The 23,513-nt window shown below is 60.3% G+C and carries 21 protein-coding genes; 14 read left to right on the forward strand and 7 right to left on the reverse strand.

Annotated elements, in window-relative coordinates; all coding sequences use genetic code 11:
* Positions 1–117 precede the first annotated feature (117 nt).
* Positions 118–1,722, forward strand: coding sequence for a tetratricopeptide repeat-containing response regulator (locus C4K39_RS16660; protein WP_068584643.1), 1,605 nt, complete (start codon positions 118–120; stop codon positions 1,720–1,722).
* Positions 1,719–2,408 carry a sensor histidine kinase gene (locus C4K39_RS16665; protein WP_068584635.1) on the forward strand — a complete coding sequence of 230 codons (690 nt, stop codon included), beginning with the start codon at positions 1,719–1,721 and terminating at the stop codon, positions 2,406–2,408. The genes C4K39_RS16660 and C4K39_RS16665 overlap by 4 nt, the downstream gene beginning before the upstream one ends.
* Here C4K39_RS16665 and C4K39_RS16670 read toward each other — a convergent pair.
* Positions 2,396–3,340, reverse strand: coding sequence for a LysR family transcriptional regulator (locus C4K39_RS16670; protein ID WP_124347018.1), 945 nt, complete (start codon positions 3,338–3,340; stop codon positions 2,396–2,398). The genes C4K39_RS16665 and C4K39_RS16670 overlap by 13 nt on opposite strands.
* A gap of 319 nt (positions 3,341–3,659) precedes the next feature.
* Here C4K39_RS16670 and C4K39_RS16675 point away from each other — a divergent pair, with 319 nt between their 5' ends.
* On the forward strand, positions 3,660–4,901 hold the full coding sequence (locus C4K39_RS16675; protein WP_178083973.1) for a glutamine synthetase family protein: 1,242 nt from the start codon (positions 3,660–3,662) through the stop codon (positions 4,899–4,901).
* A gap of 70 nt (positions 4,902–4,971) precedes the next feature.
* Positions 4,972–6,336: an MFS transporter gene (locus C4K39_RS16680; protein ID WP_124347020.1), complete on the forward strand. Its 1,365-nt coding sequence runs from the start codon at positions 4,972–4,974 to the stop codon at positions 6,334–6,336.
* Between the two features lie 52 nt (positions 6,337–6,388).
* Here the strand turns inward: C4K39_RS16680 and C4K39_RS16685 are convergent, their stop codons facing one another.
* The 4 genes from C4K39_RS16685 to flgA all read right to left on the reverse strand — a co-directional run bounded on the left by C4K39_RS16685 (position 6,389) and on the right by flgA (position 8,980).
* Positions 6,389–7,135, reverse strand: coding sequence for a flagellar brake protein (locus tag C4K39_RS16685; protein ID WP_124347021.1), 747 nt, complete (start codon positions 7,133–7,135; stop codon positions 6,389–6,391).
* Between the two features lie 96 nt (positions 7,136–7,231).
* Positions 7,232–7,699, reverse strand: a complete 468-nt coding sequence (locus tag C4K39_RS16690; RefSeq protein WP_068584614.1) for a flagella synthesis protein FlgN — start codon at positions 7,697–7,699, stop codon at positions 7,232–7,234.
* A gap of 48 nt (positions 7,700–7,747) precedes the next feature.
* A complete protein-coding gene (flgM, locus tag C4K39_RS16695) occupies positions 7,748–8,065 on the reverse strand; it encodes a flagellar biosynthesis anti-sigma factor FlgM (protein ID WP_068584611.1) in 318 nt (105 codons plus the stop codon).
* Positions 8,066–8,218: 153 nt separating this feature from the next.
* Positions 8,219–8,980, reverse strand: coding sequence for a flagellar basal body P-ring formation chaperone FlgA (flgA, locus tag C4K39_RS16700; RefSeq protein ID WP_068584609.1), 762 nt, complete (start codon positions 8,978–8,980; stop codon positions 8,219–8,221).
* Between the two features lie 75 nt (positions 8,981–9,055).
* Between flgA and C4K39_RS16705 the strand changes: the two genes are divergently transcribed.
* From C4K39_RS16705 to flgE, 6 genes are all read left to right on the forward strand, one after another.
* Complete coding sequence (locus C4K39_RS16705) at positions 9,056–9,988, forward strand: chemotaxis protein CheV (RefSeq protein WP_124347022.1); 933 nt, start codon at positions 9,056–9,058, stop codon at positions 9,986–9,988.
* 43 nt (positions 9,989–10,031) lie between these two features.
* Positions 10,032–10,859, forward strand: coding sequence for a protein-glutamate O-methyltransferase CheR (gene cheR / locus C4K39_RS16710; RefSeq protein ID WP_068578588.1), 828 nt, complete (start codon positions 10,032–10,034; stop codon positions 10,857–10,859).
* Positions 10,860–11,113: 254 nt separating this feature from the next.
* On the forward strand, positions 11,114–11,521 hold the full coding sequence (flgB, locus tag C4K39_RS16715) for a flagellar basal body rod protein FlgB (RefSeq protein ID WP_068595672.1): 408 nt from the start codon (positions 11,114–11,116) through the stop codon (positions 11,519–11,521).
* 3 nt (positions 11,522–11,524) lie between these two features.
* Positions 11,525–11,968, forward strand: coding sequence for a flagellar basal body rod protein FlgC (gene flgC / locus C4K39_RS16720; RefSeq protein WP_068595674.1), 444 nt, complete (start codon positions 11,525–11,527; stop codon positions 11,966–11,968).
* Between the two features lie 15 nt (positions 11,969–11,983).
* Positions 11,984–12,712 carry a flagellar hook assembly protein FlgD gene (gene flgD, locus C4K39_RS16725; RefSeq protein WP_124347023.1) on the forward strand — a complete coding sequence of 243 codons (729 nt, stop codon included), beginning with the start codon at positions 11,984–11,986 and terminating at the stop codon, positions 12,710–12,712.
* A 28-nt stretch (positions 12,713–12,740) separates the two neighbouring features.
* The gene (gene flgE / locus C4K39_RS16730; RefSeq protein ID WP_124347024.1) at positions 12,741–14,075 is read left to right on the forward strand and encodes a flagellar hook protein FlgE; all 1,335 of its coding nucleotides are present in this window, start codon (positions 12,741–12,743) and stop codon (positions 14,073–14,075) included.
* A gap of 232 nt (positions 14,076–14,307) precedes the next feature.
* Here flgE and C4K39_RS16735 read toward each other — a convergent pair whose 3' ends face one another.
* Positions 14,308–17,199, reverse strand: coding sequence for a ribonucleoside-diphosphate reductase subunit alpha (locus C4K39_RS16735; protein ID WP_068587566.1), 2,892 nt, complete (start codon positions 17,197–17,199; stop codon positions 14,308–14,310).
* Between the two features lie 760 nt (positions 17,200–17,959).
* Here C4K39_RS16735 and C4K39_RS16740 point away from each other — a divergent pair.
* Together C4K39_RS16740 and C4K39_RS16745 are read left to right on the forward strand one after the other, a co-directional pair.
* Complete coding sequence (locus C4K39_RS16740) at positions 17,960–18,682, forward strand: response regulator (protein ID WP_068587564.1); 723 nt, start codon at positions 17,960–17,962, stop codon at positions 18,680–18,682.
* Positions 18,679–20,289 carry an ATP-binding protein gene (locus C4K39_RS16745; RefSeq protein ID WP_068587562.1) on the forward strand — a complete coding sequence of 537 codons (1,611 nt, stop codon included), beginning with the start codon at positions 18,679–18,681 and terminating at the stop codon, positions 20,287–20,289. Before C4K39_RS16740 ends, C4K39_RS16745 begins: the two co-directional genes overlap by 4 nt.
* Positions 20,290–20,298: 9 nt before the next feature.
* On the opposite strand, the gene C4K39_RS16750 is transcribed toward C4K39_RS16745, so the two are convergent.
* On the reverse strand, positions 20,299–21,024 hold the full coding sequence (locus C4K39_RS16750; protein WP_068587560.1) for a 4'-phosphopantetheinyl transferase family protein: 726 nt from the start codon (positions 21,022–21,024) through the stop codon (positions 20,299–20,301).
* A 463-nt stretch (positions 21,025–21,487) separates the two neighbouring features.
* Between C4K39_RS16750 and C4K39_RS16755 the strand changes: the two genes are divergently transcribed.
* Positions 21,488–22,165, forward strand: a complete 678-nt coding sequence (locus tag C4K39_RS16755) for a response regulator (RefSeq protein ID WP_068587581.1) — start codon at positions 21,488–21,490, stop codon at positions 22,163–22,165.
* Positions 22,162–23,508 (forward strand): ATP-binding protein, encoded by a 1,347-nt coding sequence (locus tag C4K39_RS16760; RefSeq protein WP_068587558.1) that lies wholly within the window; start codon positions 22,162–22,164, stop codon positions 23,506–23,508. Before C4K39_RS16755 ends, C4K39_RS16760 begins: the two co-directional genes overlap by 4 nt.
* The last annotated feature ends 5 nt before the right edge of the window (positions 23,509–23,513 follow it).

The following is a 23,513-nucleotide window of genomic DNA, read 5'->3' on the forward strand; positions in this document are numbered from 1 at the left end:
GCCGCAAAGTGCTTGATAGCCTTCAGCCAGCCGCTATTATCTGCGCGCCGAGGGGCTGTGAAGCCGGGTGGGCCCTGGCGTCTTTGGATTGATCTTCTTAATTGCCTGGAATCTTCGATGCTGGCGTACCACCAAAAGAGCTTTTTGATCGTCGATGATTTCTCGGACTACCGCAGCTCGGTGCGTTCGATGTTGCGGGAGCTGGGCGTCAAGGACGTGGATACCGCCGACTCGGGGGAGCAGGCCCTGCGCATGTGCGCGCAGAAACGCTATGACTTCATCTTGCAGGACTACCACCTGGGCGACGGCAAGAAAAACGGCCAGCAGGTGCTCGAAGACCTGATGATGGAAAAGCTCATCAGCCATGAGAGCGTATTCCTCATGGTCACTGCCGAAAGTAGCCAGGCCATGGTGCTCAGCGCCCTGGAGCACGAACCTGATGCCTACCTGACCAAACCCTTCAACCGCTCCGGCCTGGCCCAGCGCTTGGAGCGACTGCAACAACGCAAGGCTTTGCTCAAGCCGATCCTCCAGGCGTTGGACCGGGGCAAGCCGGTGGAAGTGCTTAACGCCTGCGTCACCCTGTGCAAGCAAGATCCGCGTTATGCGCCGCTGTGCCTGCGCTACCGGGCCGACGCCTTGCGCGACATGAACCAGAACGAGCCGCTGGAGCGCCTGTACAACAGCATCCTGGCGGATCGGCCGCTGCCCTGGGCCTATGTCGGCCTGGGTCGCTTGCTGTTCAAGCGTGGCCAGGTCACCGAGGCCAAGGCGGTGTATGAGAAGGCGCTGAAGACTTTCCCGATGATGCCGGGCCTGTATGACGGCCTGGCCGATGTGCTGGTGGCCGAAGGCGATACCAAGCGCGCGCAGAACGTGCTCGAGGAAGCGGTGCGCTTGTCGCCGCTGGCCCCTCGGCGCCAGGCGTTGCTGGGCAAGCTGGCCATGGCCAACGAAGACTTCGACAGCGCCTCCAGGGCGTATCGCCAGGCGGTCAGCCAGGGGGCGCAATCGCGCTTCAAGGACCCGGAAAGCAACCTGGGCCTGGCCCATGCGCTGATCAGCAAGGGCAGTGAGCGCGGCCTGGATACCCGTACCCGGCTGGAGATCAACCAGACGCTGAGCGCTGTGGCCAAGGAAAACCCCACCGATCCTGGCTTGCAGATCCGCGCGCGGCTGATGAAGGCCACCAGCTTGCTGCTCAATGATGCCGAGACCGCCGACAAGCTCACCGAACAGGCCTTGCAGCGGCTCGAAGGCATGGAGCAGTTCATGAGCCCTGAAGCGGCGCTGCTGGTGGCCAAGCAGTTGCAGATGCTGGGGCAGGCCAGTGCTGGTGCTTCGATGCTCAAGAACTGTGCGGAAATCTACGGTGACGATCCGAAAGTCATGCAGAACATTGCCAAGCTGACCGACGACCCGACTATCCTCAGTTCTTCCAATGCGGCGGCCGATATCAACCGCCAGGGCGTGCGCAGCTACAAGGCCGGCAACCTGGCCGAGGCCCGGGAGCTGTTCCGCAAGGCCCTGGCCATGCAACCCAAGAACATCAGTATTGCCCTGAACATGGCGCAGTCGCTGTTGCATGGTGCCGACGCCAACCCGGATGCGGCGCTCCTGGAGGAATGCCAGGCGTGCCTGAAAATGGTCGGCATGATGCCCGATACCGACGCGCGTTATCCGCGCTACCAGAAGCTGCGAAGCAAGGCGTTTGGCGAATGATCGAAAAGCAACAGGCGCTCGACTTTTCCACGGTGATCGCCTCCACCGTACATGACATGAAGAACTCCCTGGCCATGCTGATGCAGGCCCATTCCCAATGGCTGGCGCGTCTGCCAGCCGAGCAGTTGCCTGCCGAACAGGGAGTGATCGACTATGAGTTCGCGCACCTCAACGGCATGCTGGTGCAGCTGTTGGGGCTGTACAAGCTGGGGGTCAATCAACTGCCGTTGCAGCCGGCCTACCATGAATTGGACGACTTCATCGAAGCGCAGTTGGTGAGTCACCAGGAAGTGTTCAAGAGCCGCGGGATCTCTGCCACCTATGAGGTCGATCCGCTGAGCCCCCTGGGTTTCTTCGATCGTGAGCTGATCGCCTCGGTATTGGCCAACTGCATCAACAACTCGATCCGGCATGCTCGCCATGCGCTGTTGATCAGTGTCAGCGACGAAGAAGGCCAGGTGGTGCTGTCGATCAACGACGATGGCGAAGGCTACCCCCAGGCGATGATCGAGCGGCAGGCCGAGTACATGCAGGGCATCAATCAAAGCAGTGGCAGTACCGGCCTGGGGCTGTATTTTGCCGGGCGCATCGCTGAGCTGCACCAGCGCAATGGCGTTTGCGGGCATACCCGGATCAGCAATGGTGGTCCGTTGGGTGGTGGCTTGTTCAAGCTCTACCTGCCCTGACCCTCGCTCAGCCGCTGTTGGCGGTTGCCCAGCTGTTGTCCAGCCAGCTCCAGGCAATCCAGGAGGGTGGCCAGTGCCGTCCGTGGTTCTTGGCCCTGGCGGGTAATGCAATGGAAGCTCGAGCGATACGCCAGGCGCTCAGGTAGCAGGGCGCGCAATTGGCCTTGGGCCACCCAGTTGGCGGCATAGTGACTGGGCAGGTAGCCCAGGTAGGCCGTGGAGAAGATCAGGGTGGCAATGGCTTCCATGCTGTAGGCATTGATGGCCTGGTTGAAGTGCAGGTCGTGGGGACGCTGGTTTTCCGCCATGTAGCCCCGGCCGACATAGTCCGCGGCGCAAATGTGTTCCAGGCTCAGTTGTGCATCGTGGCAGGCGAATAGCGGATGTCCTTTGGCGCAGTACAGGTTCTGTTCCTCATCGAACAGCGGCTGGTAGTTCAAGCCCGACAGTTGATGGTGGAACGCTCCGATGGCCAGGTGCAGGCGCTCATCGAGTACCGCTTGTTCCAGTTCGTCGGGACGCATCAGGTGCAGGTTCGGGCGCACCTGTGGCAGGCGTTGGCGCAGGTGTTTTAGGGCCAGGGGAAGCGGAGCGCAGGGCAGGCTGATCAGGCTGTCGACGCTGCCTATCTGCAAGTGTTCACGTGCGTTGGGCGCAAGTCGGTTGGCGTGTTGGCGAAAGCGCTCGATATCGGCGAACAGCAATTGTGTCGCCTCGAACAATTCCTGGCCCTGGTCGGTCAGTTGGAAGCCGCTGCTGCCTCGCCGGCACACGGAATAGCCCAGGCGTTCCTCAAGGTCACGAACCACCACGCTCAGTCGCGAGAGGCTGGTGTTGAGCCTGGCCTGGGCGGCCGTAAAGCCCCCGGCTTCGACGATGGCGCAGAATACCCGCAGCATCCGCAGGTCGATGTCGGCAAGATTCCCCAGCATGTGGGCCTCCAGCGGCCTGGCTCACAATCACCGGCCGAGCCTACTCCATTGTTTGAATGAGTGGACGTTCGTGCCTGGCGCGGGTCGTGAATGCGCAGGTATTGGCGGGGACAGGCATGCCCGGGATTTTGTTCTGCCCTGCTTGAAATCCCGAACGGGTGATGCGTATTTTGTACGGGTCGCCGTTCGCGGCTCGTATAACAACAAGGATTGAGTCATGACAACCGATGGCCACAGTTCACTCGCCGAGCGATTGACGGGCATTGATGAAATCGAATGTGTTACTGCGGATTTGAATGGCGTACCGCGGGGGAAGGTAATGACCGCCGAGGGATTCCTCGAAGGGCGGCGCTTGCAGATGGCTCGTGGGGTGCTGCTGCAATGCATCATGGGCGGATATCCGCCCGCGCGCTTCTATGGCAGCGACGACGGCGACCTGGCGCTTACCGCCGACCCGCGGCAGATTCATCGCCTGCCCTGGAGCGAGACTCCACGGGCGCTGGCCATCTGCGATGCAGACGAGCTCAGTGGCGAATCCTCGCGGCTATCGACCCGGGGCCAGCTCAAGCAGGTGATTGCCCGCTATGCAGCGCTGGGCCTGGCACCGGTGGTGGCCACCGAACTGGAGTTCTTCGTGTTCGCCCCCAACGAAGATCCGGGGCGGCCCTTCCAGCCGCCAGTCGGCAAGGACGGCCGTCGAGAAGATGGCTGCTCCGCGTTCAGTGTCAGCTCCAACAATGGACTGCGACCGTTCTTCAACGAAGTCTACGAGTGCATGGCCGCCTTGGGCCTGCCTCGCGATACCTTCATGCACGAGATGGGCGTCAGCCAGTTCGAGATCAATCTGTTGCATGGTGATCCGTTGCTGTTGGCGGACCAGACGTTCCTGTTCAAGCATCTGCTCAAGGAGGTTGCGCTCAAGCATGGCTTGATCGTGGTCTGCATGGCCAAGCCGCTGGCCCGCACGCCCGGCAGTTCCATGCACATTCATCAGAGCCTGGTGGAGATTGGTAGCGGCCGTAACGTTTTCAGTGACGATTGCGGGCAACCGACGGCTATGTTCCATCATTTTATTGGCGGCCTGCAGGCTGGCCTGGCGGATTTCACTGCGTTGTTTGCGCCCAATGTGAACTCCTACCAGCGCCTGTGCCATCCCTACGCATCGCCGAACAATGCCTGCTGGTCCCACGACAATCGCGCCGCAGGGCTGCGTATTCCCGCCAGTTCACCTGTGGCGCGGCGAGTGGAAAATCGCTTGCCGGGGGCGGATGCCAACCCGTACCTGGCCATTGCTGCCAGCCTGGCAGCCGGTTTGCATGGTATCGAGAACGAGCTGGCGCCAACGGCTGCCATCCAGGGCGAATTCGAGGTGCCGGACAGCCTGTCGCTGCCTTGTACCCTGCATGCGGCACTGGAGCGCCTCAAGCGCAGCCAGTTGGCCAGGGAACTGTTCGGCAATGAGTTCATCGAAGGCTACATCGCTTCGAAAACCATGGAGTTGACCAGCTTCTTTGATGAAATCACCCCCTGGGAACGGCGTGTACTAGCGGCCCAGGCATAACCGAACCGTCGCTGGCCGGACCCTCTTCCGAGGGTCCGGAACTTCATTCAAGGAGCCGCCCGGAACGCCGATGCGCCAGATCTGGAAATCCTTTCGCGCGCTGTATTTCGCCTCGCTGATGATGTTGATCGGCTCGGGCTTGCTCAGTACCTACCTGGCCTTGCGCCTGGCGGCCGATCATGTCGACGGCCTGTGGGTCGGTGCCTTGATGGCGGCCAACTATTTTGGCCTGGTTCTGGGGGGCAAGCTGGGGCACCGGCTGATCGCCAGGGTCGGGCATATCCGGGCCTATGCCACCTGTGCCGGGATCGTCGGTGCGGCGGTGCTTGGGCATGGGTTGGTGAATTGGTTGCCCGCCTGGCTGGTGCTGCGGATGATCGTTGGCCTGGGGATGATGTGCCAGTACATGGTCATCGAGAGCTGGCTCAACGAGCAGGCCGATGCCAAGCAGCGTGGCGTGGTCTTCAGCGGCTACATGATCGCGTCCTACCTGGGACTGGTCCTGGGGCAGCTGATCCTGGTCCTGCATCCGGCCCTGGGGCTGGAGCTGCTGATGCTGGTGGCGCTGTGTTTTGCGCTGTGCCTGGTGCCGGTGGCGATGACTCGGCGGATCCACCCAGCGCCCCTGCGTCCGGCGCCGATGGAGCCGCGTTTCTTCATCAAGCGCGTCCCGCAGTCCTTGAGCACGGTTTTGGGGTCAGGGCTGATCGTCGGTTCGTTCTATGGCCTGGCGCCGCTCTATGCCTCGCAGCAGGGCCTGAGTACCGAGCAGGTGGGCCTGTTCATGGGGAGCTGCATCTTTGCCGGGCTGCTCGTGCAATGGCCCCTGGGGTGGTTGTCGGACCGCTTTGACCGGGCGCTGCTGATTCGCTGCTTCGCCTTGTTCCTGGCGGTGATGGCCTTGCCGCTGGCCCTCTTGCCTACAGTGCCTTTGGAGGTGTTGTTCATCCTGGGGTTTCTCTGCTCCCTGATGCAGTTCTGTCTTTATCCGCTGGCTGTGGCGTTTTCCAACGACCATGTCGAGGGTGATCGGCGGGTGTCGCTGACGGCGATGCTGCTAGTGACCTATGGCGTGGGGGCAAGCATCGGGCCTTTGGCGGCAGGGGTGTTGATGAAGTTGTTCGGCAGCCAGATGCTCTATGCCTTCTTCTGTTTCTTTGCGCTGGTGCTGGTCTGGCGGATACGGCCGAAGGCCGTGACCAACCTGCATCAGGTCGACGACGCTCCGCTGCATCACGTGGCGATGCCGGACAGCATGTCCAGTTCACCGCTGGTTGCGGCCCTCGATCCGCGGGTGGACGAGCAAGTGGTGCAGGACCAGATGCAAGTCGCCCCGGCAGAGGATGCCGTGCCAGGCGAAGAGCCTGTGGCCGAGGTGCCGACAGCGCAGGAGGCTGCAGTCGAGGAGCTTGGCGAGACAAAACCCCGGGAATGAAAAACGGGCAGTGCCTGGCGGCGACTGCCCGTTGTTCATAAGGCTTCGATGACTAGAGGTCGTCTTTGTCGAAGCGGCGTGCTTCACGCTGCAACTGGTAGACGAAGCGCTCTACCTGGCGCTGTACCAGGCCGCTCATGTTGTGAAAGCGTACACCGGCGAAGGTGGTGTCGATCCTTTCTTCATAGTGCAGGTAGCGCAGTTCCACGGGGGCGGTCATGCTGCCAAAGGGCAGGGCGGCGATGAAGCGCTCGTAGACCTGGCCCAGTTGCAGGCGTGCAGAAATCTCACCATCAAAGCGCAGCTTGCAGCCTGTGGCGGAGATATCCAGCAGTTTGCCGGTGAGTGGCGACTTGAGCTTGTCGCCGCCGAGTTCGATATCTACCAGTTGTGCCAGCTTCAGGGCTGCGCGGAAGGCATTGCGGCGCTGGTGGTAGACCACTTCGTCCGGCAGGGTGGTGCGATAGCAGCGGCCACCGTTGGATTCATCCAGGGTCGGTAGGCCATTGCTTTCCCAGGCGATGCGGACGCCTTCATGGAACCCTTCAACGCGAAACGGCTCGCCAGCCAGCATGAAACGCTCGCCATCGCGGGGGATCATTTCATCGAGCGCGATCATGTTGTCGTCGCGATCCACTTCCACCATATAGCTTTGAAAGCGCTGGCTGCGCTCATGGAAGGTGATGATCAGAGGGTCATGGCTCTCTTGTAGCAACCGCAGGTTGGAGGAAATCTCCAGTGCAGTGGTAAGCACCTTGGGCGGTTGCGGAGCATCTTCCGCGTTTGAGGCATTGAACACGGTTCATCAATCTCCAGACAGAATACGACTACACGCAATTGCTGGCATTCTGCCAGCATGTTTTGCGGCTTGGTAGCACGCGCTCATTTTTGCGGCCTAAGCCTGACTGAGTGGGCGGGGCTTCGCAAGCATCGAGGTGGAGCCGCGGGCGTCATAGAGTGCTGGAGGTTCGCCACCGTTGAGGATTTTCAGTTGGTTGGCGGTGGTGGCCTGCTGGATCTGGATCGAGCGGCCATTGAGCTCGTTGGTAGCCTGGCAGTCCGTGAGGAGTTGGGTCAGCAGGTCGCTTTGTTCCAGCAGCTGTTCGCCCAGGCTGGAATGGCTGGCTACCTGTTCGAGGCCTTCGCGATTGGCTGGCAGGCCGAGGCTGTCCAGAAGCAATGTGCGCTTGCGGCCATGCTGCTCCAGCAAGACGATCAACGCCTGCTTTTGCGCCAGAATGTCTTCCAGCAGTGGCATATCGCGGCCATGCAGGGCTAGGGATTCGGCTCTGAGCAACTCCAGCAGTTGTTGAGCTGGAGCAAGGTCGTCGTTGATCAGTTGCAGTAGATTGGTATCGTGCATGGCTGGCCTTGGGGATTAAGCGTCCAAAAGCCTGGCGCAAGCCTGTGGCTAGCGCAGGGCTTCGAAGTTGAGCAGTTTGCTGGCTATACGGTTGCTGTCGACTTTGTAGCTGCCATCGGCAATGGCTTGCTTCAACTCTGCCACTCGGGCTTTGTCGGCAACAGGCTGATCGCGCAGCTTGTCTGTGATTCGTTGCAACTGTTGGGCCTCATTGCTGAGGTGGACCGATTCCCCGCTTTTGCTGGTCTCGGCCGAAGTCGTCAGCGGCGCGGATTTGCCGGCATCGCCGGTTTCCTTGCTGGCGCTGGTACGCGTACTGCCTGTCAGTGAAGGGGAACTGTTCAAACGGCTGAAGTCGATGACCATGATGAAGAAAACCTCTGGGTATTTGGACGCTTGCCATGTTCTCGGCCATATCGTGAAAAACTTTAGGCTCAATTGTCGGCAAGCCAACGCAGTTATCGGCAACCCAAGTTCGTGACCACAGTTTAGGGAACGAGCAGGGCGAGCGCCAGTTATCTACATCGCCACTTCTACCTGGCCTGGCGCTATGACACGGGCCTTGATCACTCGCTGCGAGTTCAGGTTCTTCACCCTGATTTGCTCACTCAGCCCTCCATTGGACAACGCTTCCCCTGGCATTCTTACATTCAAGCTGCCGCTGCGTGCCGATATCACTACCTGATCACCCTTGCGTACCACCTCGGCCTGCTCCAGGTGGGCAAGGCTGATGACTTGATCTGCGACCATTGGTCGGACAAGTTTCTGTCCAATGGCCTGGTCAAGCGAGGTCAGGTAGCTCTGGCCGCCCTGGCTGATATCTCGTTCGCGCAGCGCGACATCCTCTGGCTCGATGATGGCTGTGCGTTTGAGAGGGCGAACGCTGGTGACCACTTCACGAAACAGCTTGACCTGTGCCGGGACGAATACCGTCCAAGGCGACCCCCCGTCGCAGCGGACCTTGACGGTTACCCGACCCAGCGGTTGTGCCGGGCTTTCCAGGGTAGCTGTCAATTCCTTGTCGCAGGCAGGCATGCGCATCCGGGGATCCAGCTGATTGACTTGGATTTCGTAGCGTCCTTCCGTTTGACTGGTAGCCAGGTAGTCTTCTACCGTGAATTCAAGAAACCCTTGAGTCACGCCGATAAGCAAATCAGGCAGGGTGACCGAATCAGCAACGGCAGGGCCGCCAGGGTTTAAAATGCACAACATGGCAAGGCCGCAGAGTAATTGGCGGCTTTGCGATGTCAGGCGTCGAAAAAATGTCGTTTTGGCGTTCATAACAGTTAAAAAGCAAGCGCCGTGCCGTTTAGCAATGAGCGTGCGTCGGATCTTAAAGCTTTGGGGAGTCTGGGCATGGCTGGTGTAATGGATTCGGTAAACCAGCGCACGCAACTGGTTGGGCAGAATCGCCTGGAGCTGCTGTTGTTCCGTCTGGACGGCGAGCAGCTCTATGGGATCAACGTATTCAAGGTTCGCGAGGTGCTGCAGTGCCCCAAGTTGACCCTGATGCCCAAATCCAGTCCTGTGGTGTGCGGTGTCGCGAATATTCGAGGGGCGACCATTCCGATCCTGGATCTGGCAATGGCTACGGGTTCTGGTGGCTTGCAGGACCAGAGCAACCCGTTCGTCATCATCACTGAGTACAACACCAAGACCCAGGGGTTCCTGGTGCGCTCGGTAGAACGCATCGTCAACATGAACTGGGAAGAAATCCATCCGCCGCCCAAGGGCACCGGACGCGATCATTACCTGACGGCGGTGACCCGGGTGGATAACCAGCTGGTCGAAATCATCGACGTGGAGAAGGTCCTGGCGGAAGTCGCGCCTACCTCCGAGGCGATCTCGGTCGGCGTGGTGGATGTCGAGACCCAGCACAAGGCAATTTCCCTGCGTGTGCTGACCGTTGACGATTCGTCGGTGGCCCGCAAGCAGGTCACTCGTTGCCTGCAGACCGTGGGCGTCGAGGTAGTGGCATTGAACGATGGACGACAGGCGCTGGATTACCTGCGCAAGCTGGTGGATGAAGGGAAGAAGCCGGAGGAGGAATTCCTCATGATGATTTCCGACATCGAGATGCCTGAAATGGACGGTTACACCCTCACGGCCGAGATACGTAATGATCCACGCATGCAAAAGCTGCATATCATCCTGCATACTTCGTTGTCAGGGGTGTTCAATCAGGCGATGGTGAAGAAGGTCGGTGCCGATGACTTCCTTGCCAAGTTCCGTCCTGATGACCTGGCATCCCGGGTTGTTGACCGGATCAAAGCAGCAGACCACAGCTGAGGGCAACAGCCCTTGGTGGACATAGATTTAAGAGGCGGCAGCATTGTCTACGGGTAATTTGGATTTTGAACAGTTCCGGGTCTTCCTGGAAAAAGCCTGTGGTATTTTGCTCGGGGAAAACAAGCAATATCTGGTCTCGAGCCGTCTCAACAAATTGATGGAGCAGCAAGGTATAAAAACCTTGGGTGAGCTGGTCCAGCGTATCCAGACCCAGCCTCGTGGCGGCTTGCGCGAGATGGTCGTGGATGCCATGACGACCAACGAAACCTTGTGGTTTCGCGACACCTATCCGTTCGAGGTGTTGAAGAACAAGGTGCTCCCCGAGGCGATTAGGGCCAACCCCAACCAGCGCTTGCGGATCTGGTCCGCGGCCTGTTCTTCGGGGCAGGAACCCTATTCGCTATCGATGTCCATCGATGAGTTCGAGCGCAGCAACATGGGCCAGTTGAAGATGGGGGTGCAGATCGTTGCTACCGATCTGTCGGGAACCATGCTCAACAATTGCAAGACCGGCGAGTACGACAGCCTGGCCATTGGGCGTGGCCTTTCGGCCGATCGCCTGCAGCGTTATTTTGACCCCAAGGGACCGGGGCGCTGGGTGGTCAAGGCACCGATCAAGAGTCGCGTGGAGTTCCGTTCGTTCAACCTGCTGGACAGCTATGCCAGTCTTGGCAAGTTCGACATCGTGTTTTGCCGCAACGTATTGATCTACTTCTCGGCCGAGGTCAAGAAGGACATCCTGATGCGCATTCACAGCACATTGAAGCCGGGCGGCTACCTGTTCCTGGGGGCATCGGAAGCCCTCAATGGCTTGCCGGACCATTACCAGATGGTGCAGTGCAATCCGGGGATCATCTACCAGGCGAAGTGACCTGCGACCGCTGTAATGAAAAAGGAGGCTTTCGAGCCTCCTTTTTTGTGCCTGCCGTTTGTTGTCGGGAGAGCGGGAGGAGGCAGGGTGATTGCCGCTTTGCCGGCGCTTCGCGGAAATTCGTTGCCGCTTTTCTGGCATTTGCCGCTTTGTCACTACCGGGAAAGCCCCGGAAAATGGGGGTTTATTGGCTTGGCACGCAGTTTGCTAAGTTCAGGGTAACGAAAAATCAGGTCTCCCAAAGGTTTCCCGACATGAGCATCAGCTTCGATAAAGCGCTCGGTATCCACGAACAGGCTCTTGGCTTTCGCGCCAGGCGCGCCGAGGTGCTGGCCAACAACATTGCCAACGCCGATACCCCTAACTACAAGGCTCGGGACCTGGACTTCTCAGCTGTGCTCGCCGATCAGGTCGACAAGACCAAGAACGGCAGCTTTGCCTTGAACCTGACCAATAACCGACACATCGAAGCCCAGGGGCTGAGCCAGGGCGACGAGTCGTTGCAATATCGCACGCCGATGCAGCCCTCGATCGACCAGAACACTGTGGATGCCCAGCTCGAGCAGTCGAACTATGCGCAGAACTCGGTGGACTTCCAGGCCAGCTTCACGCTGCTCAACAGCAAATTCAAAGGGCTGGTTGCAGCCCTGCGCGGAGAGTAATCCATGTCCCTTGCCAGTGTTTTCAATATTGCCGGTAGTGGCATGAGCGCCCAGACCACTCGTCTGAACACCGTTGCCAGTAACATCGCCAACGCCGAGAGCGTGTCGTCGAGCATCGACCAGACCTATCGCGCTCGTCACCCGGTGTTCGCCACCATGTTCCAGAACGCCCAGGGCGGTGACAGTGGCTCGCTGTTCCAGAACCAGGATGCCGCCGGCCAAGGGGTACAGGTGCTGGGCGTGGTGGAGGACCAAAGCAATCTCGAGGCCCGTTACGAGCCCAATCATCCGGCTGCCGACGCCAAGGGGTATGTCTATTACCCCAACGTCAACGTGGTGGAAGAAATGGCCGACATGATTTCTGCCAGTCGCTCGTTCCAGACCAACGCTGAAATGATGAATACCGCCAAAACCATGATGCAGAAGGTCCTGACCCTCGGTCAGTGATAAGGGGCGAATTCGATGAGCGTTACTGATACCACTACCGCCCCATCCCTCAAGGATGTGTTGGCCAATTCGTCGAAGAAAACCGCGAATACCAGTGCCGATGGCATTGCCGCGGCGACCAACAGCGCCACAGGCAAGAAGGCCCTGGGCAAGGATGCGTTCCTCAAGTTGCTGGTGACCCAGCTGAAGAACCAGAATCCATTGGACCCGCAGGACAACAGCGCGTTCGTTGCCCAGTTGGCGCAGTTCTCGACCCTGGAGGGGATTACCACCCTCAATGATTCGGTGAACTCCATCACGGGCAACTACAAGTCCTCCCAGGCCTTGCAGGCCTCTTCCCTGGTGGGGCGTTCGGTGATCGTCCAGAGCGGTACCACCCAGGTCGACACCAGCAAGAGCATGACGGGCTCGGTGACTATCCCGGCCAGCGTCAGTTCGGTGACCATGACCATCACCGACAAGGACGGCAACATCGTCAAGACCATCGACATGGGCAGCCAGAAGGCTGGCAACGCCAGTTTTGTCTGGGATGGCACCAAGACCGACGGGACCAAGGCCGCGCCGGGCAACTACAGCTTCAAGGCCAGCACGACTATCGATGGCAAGGGCACAGCCTTGGTCACCTACCTGCCGGCCACGGTCAACAGCGTCACCATCAGTCAGACCGGTGGAGAGTTGATGCTGAACCTGGCAGGCATGAGCAGCCCGGTCGGGCTGTCCAAAGTTCAAACTATTGGTATCTAGAGCCGACTAGCGGCAAAAGGAGTGGAATATGTCTTTCAACGTCGGCCTTAGCGGCCTCTACGCTGCCAGCAAACAACTGGATGTGACTGGTAACAACATTGCCAACGTGGCGACCACCGGCTTCAAGTCGTCCCGGACAGAGTTCGCCGACGTGTATTCGGCCACCAAACTGGGCAGCGGTACCCAGGTGGTGGGCAACGGCGTGCGCCTGGCCAACGTTTCCCAGCAGTTCACCAACGGTGATATCAACAACACTGGCAACGTGCTGGACATGGGCATCCAGGGTCAGGGCTTCTTCGTGCTGAGCACCAATGGTTCGCTGTCCTATACCCGTGCCGGTACCTTCAAGACCGACAAGGAAGGCTACATCACCAACAGTGATGGCACTGCCCGCCTGCAGGGCTATGGCGTGGATGACAACGGCAAGATCATCAATGGCGTGCTGACCGACCTGCGGATCGATACCTCGAACCTGCCGCCAAAGCCAACCGACGCGATCTCCTCGACCATCAACCTGAACTCCAGCGCTGATGTCATCAATACGGCAGCTGCGACCTACAAGTTCGACCCTACTGACAACACTACCTATACCAAGCAGTTCAGTACCCCGATCTATGATACCCAGGGCAACAAGCACATCATGGACCAGTACATGATCAAGACCGGTCCTAACCAGTGGCAGACCTATACCCTGGTCGAGGGGCGCAACCCGAACGGTACGGCTTTCAATAACCCAATGCAGTCGCCGATCACCATCAACTTCGACTCATCGGGCAAGCTGGCTTCCATCACGCCCCCGGCTGCACCTCTCGTAAGCCCATTCACTGTGAGTGGTAACAAAATTGTCATGTCTGCCACAGCCTGGACACCAGGTACTGTGACCAACGGCGTTTTCACCCCTAACGGCGCCAAGCCGGCCCCGGCCGGGGTCAGCATCGACATGACCAAGACCGGCTCGGTGCTCGGTGACAACAACCGCACGGTGATCGCGCAGAATGGCTATTCCACTGGCCAGATCACCAACCTGACGATCGATGGCACCGGCGTCCTGCTCGCCAACTTCAGCAACGAGCAGACCAAGGCGATCGGCCAGATCTCCCTGGCCAGCTTCACCAACGAGCAGGGTCTGCAGCCGGTAGGCGGCACCCAATGGAAAGAAACCTACTCCTCGGGTATTCCAGGTTATGACGCCCCCAAGACTGGTACCTTGGGTTCAATCCAGTCCAACGCCCTGGAAGAGTCCAACGTCAACCTGACCAACGAGCTGGTGAACCTGATCAAGGCCCAGAGCAACTATCAGGCGAACGCCAAGACCATCTCTACCCAGAGCACCATCATGCAGACCACCATCCAGATGACCTGATGCGGGGTCGCTGACGCGCTGGACAAGAAGCCCCTCCCCGAGGGGCTTTTTCATGCCCGCGTTTTGGTATTCGTCCCTGCTCTTTGGGGAGCGGTAAGGCATGCAGTGAGCTGGGTCGCCAGCAGGCCGGTGCAAGCAAGGAGTGCTGGGATCAGGCAAAAGAAAACCCCCGATACACCGGTGGCATATCGGGGGTTGGTGCAGGTGCCCGTGGGGCACCTGTCGGTTCAGCTTATTGGCAAGCTTCGCAATCCGGCTCGTCGATGGCGCAAGCCTTCGGCACTGGAGCAGGACCGGCTGGGGCTGCCAGGATCGAGCTGTCGCCATGGTCACCGCCGCTGGATACAGCATTCAGCTTGCCGGTGTTGATGGTGGACTTCTCGGTGCTGGTGGCGGCCAGGGCGCGGAGGTAGTAGGTGGTTTTCAGGCCACGGTACCAAGCCATGCGGTAGGTCACGTCCAGCTTCTTGCCCGAAGCGCCGGCGATGTACAGGTTCAGCGACTGAGCCTGGTCGATCCACTTCTGGCGGCGGGAGGCGGCATCGACGATCCACTTGGTCTCGACTTCGAACGCGGTGGCGTACAGGTCCTTCAGCTCTTGCGGGATACGCTCGATCTGCTGCACGGAACCGTCGTAGTACTTCAGGTCGTTGATCATGACCGAGTCCCACAGGCCGCGAGCCTTGAGGTCGCGCACCAGGTATGGGTTGATCACGGTGAACTCGCCCGACAGGTTCGACTTCACGTACAGGTTCTGGTAGGTCGGCTCGATCGACTGCGATACGCCGGTGATGTTGGCGATGGTCGCGGTCGGCGCAATGGCCATGATGTTCGAGTTACGGATGCCTTTCTTGACGCGCTCGCGAATCGGCGCCCAATCCAGGGACTCTTCCAGGTTGACGTCGATGTACTTGGCGCCACGGGCCTCGATCAGGATCTGCTGGCTGTCCAGTGGCAGGATGCCCTGGGACCACAGGGAACCCTCGAAGGTCTGGTAGGAACCGCGCTCGTCGGCCAGGTCGCAGGAGGCCTGGATCGCGTAGTAGCTGACCGCTTCCATGGACTTGTCGGCGAACTCCACCGCGGCATCCGAACCGTACGGGATGTGCTGCAGGTACAGCGAATCCTGGAAGCCCATGATGCCCAGGCCTACTGGGCGGTGCTTGAAGTTCGAGTTCTGTGCTTGCGGAACCGAGTAGTAGTTGATGTCGATCACGTTGTCGAGCATGCGCACGGCAGTCTTGACGGTGCGTGCCAGCTTGGCGGTATCGAGCTTGCCGTCGACGATGTGGTTCGGCAGGTTGATCGAGCCCAGGTTGCAGACGGCGATCTCGTCCTTGTTGGTGTTCAGGGTGATCTCGGTGCACAGGTTCGAGCTGTGGACCACGCCCACGTGCTGCTGCGGCGAGCGCAGGTTGCATGGGTCCTTGAAGGTCAGCCATGGGTGGCCGGTCTCGAACAGCATCGACAGCATCTTGCGCCACAGGTCTTTGGCCTGGATGGTCTTGAATACCTTGATCTTGTTGTACTCGGTCAGGGCTTCGTAGTACTCGTAGCGCTCTTCGAAGGCCTTGCCGGTCAGGTCGTGCAGATCGGGTACTTCGTTTGGCGAGAACAGGGTCCACTTGCCGTCATCGAAGACGCGCTTCATGAACAGGTCCGGGATCCAGTTGGCGGTGTTCATGTCGTGGGTACGGCGACGGTCGTCACCGGTGTTCTTGCGCAGCTCGAGGAATTCCTCGATGTCCAGGTGCCAGGTTTCCAGGTAGGCGCAGACCGCGCCCTTGCGCTTGCCGCCCTGGTTGACCGCGACAGCGGTGTCGTTGACTACTTTCAGGAACGGCACGACACCTTGGGACTTGCCATTGGTGCCCTTGATGTACGAGCCCAGGGCACGTACCGGGGTCCAGTCGTTACCCAGGCCGCCAGCGAATTTCGACAGCATGGCGTTGTCGTGGATGGCGCCGTAGATGCCCGACAGGTCGTCCGGAACGGTGGTCAGGTAGCAGCTGGACAGTTGTGGACGCAAGGTGCCGGCGTTGAACAGGGTCGGGGTCGAGGCCATGTAGTCGAAGGACGACAACAGGTTGTAGAACTCGATGGCGCGGTCTTCGCGTTGTTTCTCTTCGATCGCCAGGCCCATGGCCACGCGCATGAAGAAGATCTGTGGCAGTTCGAAACGCACGCCGTCCTTGTGGATGAAGTAGCGGTCGTACAGGGTCTGCAGGCCCAGGTAGGTGAACTGCTGGTCGCGCTCGTGGTTGATCGCCTTGCCGAGTTTCTCCAGGTCGAATTCAGCCAGTACCGGGTTCAGCAGTTCGAACTCGACACCCTTGGCGACGTAGGCCGGCAGGGCCTTGGCGTACAGGTCGGCCATTTCGTGGTGGGTGGCGCTGTCGGCGACGTCCAGGAAGCCCAGGGCTTCGGCGCGCAGGGTATCCATCAGCAGGCGGGCGGTGACGAACGAGTAGTTCGGCTCGCGCTCCACCAGGGTGCGGGCGGTCATCACCAGGGCGGTGTTGACGTCCTTGATGGCTACGCCGTCGTAGAGGTTCTTCAGGGTCTCGCGCTGGATCAGCTCGCCGTCGACTTCTTCCAGCCCTTCGCAGGCTTCGCTGACGATGGTGTTCAGGCGGCCCATGTCCAGAGGGGCGAAGCTGCCGTCGGCGCGGGAGATGCGGATCGAAGGGTGAGCGTTCACCGGCTCTTCGCTGGTAGAGCGGGTGGCGCGCTCCTTGGCGCGGGAGTCGCGGTAGATCACGTAGTCGCGAGCGACTTTCTGCTCGCCGGCACGCATCAGGGCCAGTTCTACCTGGTCCTGGATCTCTTCGATGTGGATGGTGCCGCCCGAAGGCATGCGGCGCTTGAAGGTCGCGGTGACTTGTTCGGTCAGGCGGGCCACGGTGTCGTGGATTCGCGACGAGGCAGCAGCGGTGCCGCCTTCAACTGCGAGGAACGCTTTGGTGATAGCGACGGTGATCTTGTCGTCGGTGTAGGGGACGACAGTGCCGTTACGCTTGATCACGCGCAATTGGCCAGGTGCGGTAGCAGACAGATCCAGGTTGGAATCGGCGGCCTGCGGCGCATTGGCCTGCGGGTTCTCGCGAGTTGTGTCGGTTTGCATGGGTCTCTCCACGTTCTCTATGTTTGTTTGGGCACCCATAAGGTGCCCACCGTTCCGTCCTGAAGCACTATTACCGGCGCGGGCCGGCATAACGACTTCGGGACAGTTCAGGAAGGGCTCTTGGCGCCGCTTCCATGCCGAAGTCATGGATGCCGGGATCTGCTCCGGCATCTTGTTCCTGATGGGTGGCAATCTCTTGTTGCAACACCCGTACCGCCTTCTCCTGAACGAGGTAGAAAACGGTGCCATCCGCGCGTGCGGTGTTGGTCTTCTAAAACAGCGATTGGTTCAACCAAACGGGCGCAAGAAAAGCGCTTGAGTTTCTTGTCTGAATTGTGTTTGGTTTTTTGGGGAAAACCCTAGATGTAGGGTTTTTTTGCCGCCGGGCTACAAGATAATGCGTTTAGGGGGTGGTTGCAACGTAAGGCCTGTGGATAAGTTTGTGCGTAAAGTGTGCATGGTTTGGGTAAAACTCTTGCAGCCCGCAGTCCCACTGCATGGAACCGTTTGTCACTGTTTTTTGCGGGCGAAAATTGCCTGGGGCGGATTTTTGCGGGCGCGAACCCTATCACAAAAAATCTCCCTGACCGAGTCGTTTTCACCGCTTGTATAAGAGGCTTCGCCGGTTGCTACAATCCGTCGCGATCCACTGCCCCAAGCGTGTCTTCCCTCGGGCCGGTTATCGGCTTTTTTCATGACAGAAAGATGTACGCAGTGATGGGTGCAGAATGCTGACAACAAGACAAAGAAGAGGTCGAGCGTGGAGCAGGAAGCCTGGCGGATATTGATTGTCGAGGATGACCAGCGTCTGGCTGAGTTGACCCGGGAGTATCTGGAGAGCAACGCACTACAAGTGGCGATCGAGGGCGATGGTGCCCTGGCTGCCGCGAGGATCATCGCCGAGCAACCGGACCTGGTGATTCTGGACCTGATGCTTCCTGGCGAGGACGGGCTGAGCATCTGTCGCAAGGTGCGTGACCGTTATGACGGACCGATCCTGATGCTCACCGCGCGCACCGACGATATGGACCAGATCATGGGACTGGACCAGGGGGCCGATGACTATGTGTGCAAGCCGGTGCGACCGCGGCTGTTATTGGCCCGGATCCAGGCGCTGCTGCGCCGTAGCGAGGCTCCGGAAGCGCAGGCCGAGAAGACTCGCCGCCTGCAATTCGGTCCGCTGGTGGTGGATAACGCCTTGCGCGAAGCCTGGCTCTGCGACACCGGCATCGAGTTGACCAGCGCCGAGTTCGATCTTTTGTGGCTGCTGGTGGCCAATGCCGGGCGGATCCTGTCCCGCGAAGAGATCTTCACGGCCTTGCGTGGTATCGGTTATGACGGCCAGGACCGCTCCATCGATGTGCGGATCTCGCGCATCCGGCCGAAGATCGGTGATGACCCGGAGCATCCGCGGTTGATCAAGACCATCCGCAGCAAGGGGTACCTGTTCGTTCCCGAGGCCGCTGCCGACATGCCCCTGTGAACTCGATCTTCCTGCGCATCTATGGCGGTATGTGCGCCGCGCTGATTCTGGTGGCATTGCTCGGCGTGCTGGCCTTGCACCTGCTCAATCAGGTGCGCAGCGAGCAGTACCGCGAGCGACTGGCGCATGGCACCTTTTCGCTGATGGCCGACAACCTGCAACCCATGAGCGAGATCGAGCGGCGGCGGGCGCTGGCCGTGTGGGAACGGTTGCTGGGCATCCCTCTGAGCCTGAAGACTTTCAGCCAGACCGATCTGGATGGTAGCCAGCGTGGTCGAGTGCTGCGCGGCCAGGCGCTGGTCGAGCAGACGGGGCCGTTCGCTGCCCGGGTCTATCGACTGGTCAGCGAGAAGGAGCAGTTGCTGCTCAGTGCCGAGGTGCAGCAGATCAGCGAGCAACTGGCCCGGGCGACCATCTACCTGCTGGCCGATGAACTGGTGCGTTATCCGGTGGCAGAGCAGCCCGAGCGCCTGGCGGCCCTGAAGCAAGCCAAGGGCTTTGGTTTCGATATGCACTTGTCTGCCCTGGATGTCGCCGATATGGATGACGACCAGCGCCGCCGGGTGGCTGAAGGCGATACGGTGATGGCGCTGGGCAAGGGAGGGGATTCGATCCGGGTGTTCGCCGGGCTGGCGGGCACTCCCTGGGTGCTGGAAATCGGCCCGTTGTACCAGATGAACCCCTATCCGGTGCAGTGGCTGGTATCGATTGCCGTGCTGGGGCTGAGCTTGATCGGGCTGATCGTCTATTTATTGGTGCGCCAGCTGGAGCGTCGCGTCAATGGCCTGGAGGCGGCGGCTACGCGGATCGCCAAAGGCAGCCTGGAGGTCCGGGTACCGGCCAGGGGCGCTGACTCGGTGGGACGCCTGGCGGCGGCATTCAACGGCATGGCTGAGCACTTGCAACGATTGCTGGCGATCCAGCGCGAGCTGGTCCGGGCGGTTTCCCATGAGTTGCGGACCCCGGTGGCGCGCCTGCGCTTCGGCCTGGAGATGATCGCCTCGGCAGGTAACGACAAAGCGCGGCAGAAATACCTGGATGGCATGGATAACGACATCCAGGACCTCGACCGCCTGGTGGACGAGATGCTTACCTACGCTCGACTGGAGCAAGGCTCGCCCGCCTTGAATTTCCAGCGCATCGACCTGCATGCACTGATCAACCAGGTGATCAGCGAGTTGGCGCCGTTGCGCGCCAATCTCAAGGTCCAGTGTGGCCTGTGCCTGTCTGCTGCCGATTGTGACGGTACCTGGGTCGAAGCCGAACCACGCTACCTGCATCGGGCGTTGCAGAACCTGGTGGGCAACGCCATGCGCCATGCCGAATCCCAGGTGACCGTCAGCTATCAGGTTGGGCAATTGCGTTGCCGTATAGATGTGGAGGATGACGGCCCGGGGGTACCGGAAAGTGCCTGGGAAAAGATCTTCACGCCCTTCCTGCGCCTGGATGACAGTCGGACCCGAGCCTCTGGCGGTCATGGGCTGGGGCTGTCGATCGTGCGGCGCATCATCTATTGGCATGGTGGCCGGGCCCTGATCGGCCGGAGCAAGAGCCTGGGTGGGGCCTGCTTCAGCCTGGCCTGGCCGCGCCAGCAGGAGCCCCGTTAATGGAAGGGGTCAGGCCTTGATGGCGATCAGGCTGAGCAATTGCTCGTCCTCGACGGTAAATTGCCCCTCCAGCTCGCGGCCGTGATGCCATTCCTCGGACAGGTCCGTCAGCAGGCGCATGCGTACCTGGCCATCAGGGCTCCAGTCCAGTACTTCGGCATGTTCGAAATAGAAGTTCTTTTGCACCAGCGGATAAAGCGTCTTGTACAGGCTTTCCTTGATCGAGAACGTCAAGGTCACGGCCAGGGCCTGCAGTTCGTCCGGCAGTTGTTCACGACGCTGCAGCTCGGCGGGAGTCAGGATCTGTTCCGCCAGCTTGCTGGCACGCTCGGCGCTGAGCAGGGTTTCCAGGTCCATTCCCAGTGCCCGCCAATGGCGCTTATCGGCGACGATGGCGGCGGCGCGCCCGGTGCTATGGGTGATCGAGCCGCTGATATGGGGCGGCCATACCGGTGCCCGATCGGCACCGATAGCGGGAGTCCAGTCCAACTGCTGGAGCTGCCACAAGGCCGCTCGAGCGCATAGGCGTCCGGCGAGGAATTCAGCTTGGCGCTTGGCCACCGAGCGCTGGATGCTCGGCGGTGCTTGGATGCCGCTGCGCTGGAAATCGCCCGCCAGCAGTTGGCCGGGATCGAACCGGGTGCTCAGCCAGAGGGTATCGGGCAAAGGAGTCGGCAAGGGCCAGGAGGCGTCCAGTGAGGTACAGCAGGCGGGAAGAGGAGGAAGTTCAGTCATGGTCGCTAGTGTGCCGCGTTGCAAACTCGCAGGATAGCCATGCAAGGCTCGAAGGCCTGCCAAGCGGTATTCAGGAGGGGTTAAGGAAATGTTCAGTAGGAGTTCAGGGCAAGCCGTTTACTCTAGCCTGATAATCAAGATGCCGAGTCGTGCATAGGAAACCCTTTAATGAGCTCGTTGAAAAAACCGACCCTGGTCCTTACTGTTTTCAGTACCTGCGCCACTGTCCAGGTCGCTCGTGGCAACCTCCTCGCTAATGACCTGCCTGACGGTCACGCTGTGTTCCTGTCAGTGGCTGGCAGCGTTCGGGCCTATCTGTCGGCCAATCGCGCATTCTGATCAGCGAACGGGTCCTTGAACCGCGCCGGGCCATACCCTTGTGGGTATGGCCCGGCGTTGGTGCGTTAATCATCGGGGCGCAGGAGCGCCCCTGCAGATGTCGAATACTGCCTGGGAGAGCATTATGAAATTGCTGGTCGTCGAGGATGAGGCGCTGTTGCGCCATCACTTGCAAACCCGCCTGACCGACAGCGGGCATGTCGTCGAGTCCGTGGCGAATGCCGAGGAGGCGCTGTATCAGAGCGAACAGTTCAATCACGACCTGGCGGTGATCGACCTGGGCCTTCCGGGCATGGGCGGGCTGGACCTGATCCGGCAACTGCGTGCCCGTGGCAAGAGCTTTCCGATCCTGATCCTCACGGCTCGGGGCAATTGGCAGGACAAGGTCGAAGGCCTGGCCAGCGGTGCCGATGACTATGTGGTCAAGCCTTTCCAGTTCGAGGAGTTGGAAGCCCGGCTCAATGCGTTGCTGCGCCGTTCCAGCGGATTCACCCAGGCCACCATCATTGCCGGGCCCTTGCTGCTGGACCTGAATCGCAAGCAGGCTTCCCTTGATGAGCAACCTTTGGCGTTGACCGCCTACGAGTACCGGATTCTCGAATACCTGATGCGCCATCATCAGCAGGTGGTGGCCAAGGATCGGCTGATGGAACAGTTGTACCCGGATGATGACGAGCGTGATCCGAACGTCATCGAGGTGCTGGTAGGGCGGTTGCGACGCAAGCTGGAGGCCCCGTCAGGCTTCAAGCCGATCGATACGGTGCGTGGTCTGGGCTACTTGTTCAACGAGCGTTGCCGATGATTCGATCGCTACGGCTGCGGTTGATGCTGGCCGCTACCATCCTGGCGGTACTGTTCATGCTGGCGTTGCTGCCGGCGATGCAGGGGGCCTTCAGCCTGGCGTTGCAGGACTCCATCGAGCAGCGCCTGGCGTCCGATGTCACGACCCTGATCTCGGCGGCACGCATCCAGGACAACCGCCTGCAAATGCCGGCGCAGCTGCCTGATGAGCGCTTCAACCTCGCCGACAGCCGGCTGCTGGGCTACATCTACGACCGTGAGGGGCACCTGGTGTGGCGTTCACGGGCGACCCAGGAAGAGAACATCAACTACCGACCGCGCTATGACGGACGTGGCAATGAATTCGCCAGGATTCGCGAGGCCAATGGGCAGGAGTTCTTCGTCTACGACGTCGAGATCAAGTTGTTGGGGGGCAAGAGCGCTGCCTTCAGCATCGTTGCCTTGCAACCGGTGCGCGAGTATCAGCAGACCCTGGAAGGGGTGCGGGAGAACCTCTACCTGGGGTTTGGCGCGGCGCTGCTGGTGCTGCTGGCATTGCTCTGGCTGGGCCTGACCTGGGGCCTGCAGGCCCTGCGGCGCTTGAGCCAGGAGCTGGACCAGATCGAGAGCGGCACCCGCCAGAGCCTGAGCGAAGAACATCCACGAGAGCTCTTGCGCCTGACCGGTTCGTTGAACCGCCTGCTGCAGAGCGAGCGTGAGCAGCGCAGGCGCTACCGCGACTCCCTGGACGACCTGGCCCATAGCTTGAAAACCCCGCTGGCGGTCTTGCAAGGGGTCAGCGAGGACATGGCGCTGCGCCCCCAGGATCGTGAGCAGGCCTGGGTCCTGCAAGGGCAGATCGAGCGCATGAGCCAGCAGATCAGCTATCAGTTGCAACGTGCCAGTCTGCGCAAGAGTGGCCTGGTACGCCACCAGGTTCGCTTGCGTCCGGTCCTGCAAAGCCTGTGCGATACCCTGGACAAGGTCTATCGCGACAAGCGGGTGAAAGTCTCGTTCGACCTGCCTGAGCGCTGCTATCTGCCGATCGAGCACGGCGCCTTGCTGGAGCTTCTGGGCAACCTGCTGGAGAACGCCTACCGCTTGTGCCTGGGGTCGGTGCGCGTCAGTGTGCGCGAGAGCCTGGACGGTTCCGAGCTGTGCGTGGAGGACGATGGGCCAGGGGTGCCGGCGGATCAACGGGCACGGATACTCCAGCGTGGCGAGCGCCTGGACCGCCAGCATCCGGGGCAGGGCATCGGCCTGGCGGTGGTCAAGGACATTATCGAGAGCTACGGTGCGCGCCTGGCCCTGGGCGACTCAGCCTTGGGTGGCGCAGCCTTTCGCATCCATTTCCCCGAGCTGTAGCCGAT

The sequence above is a fragment of the Pseudomonas sessilinigenes genome, from assembly GCF_003850565.1.
GTDB lineage: Bacteria > Pseudomonadota > Gammaproteobacteria > Pseudomonadales > Pseudomonadaceae > Aquipseudomonas > Aquipseudomonas sessilinigenes.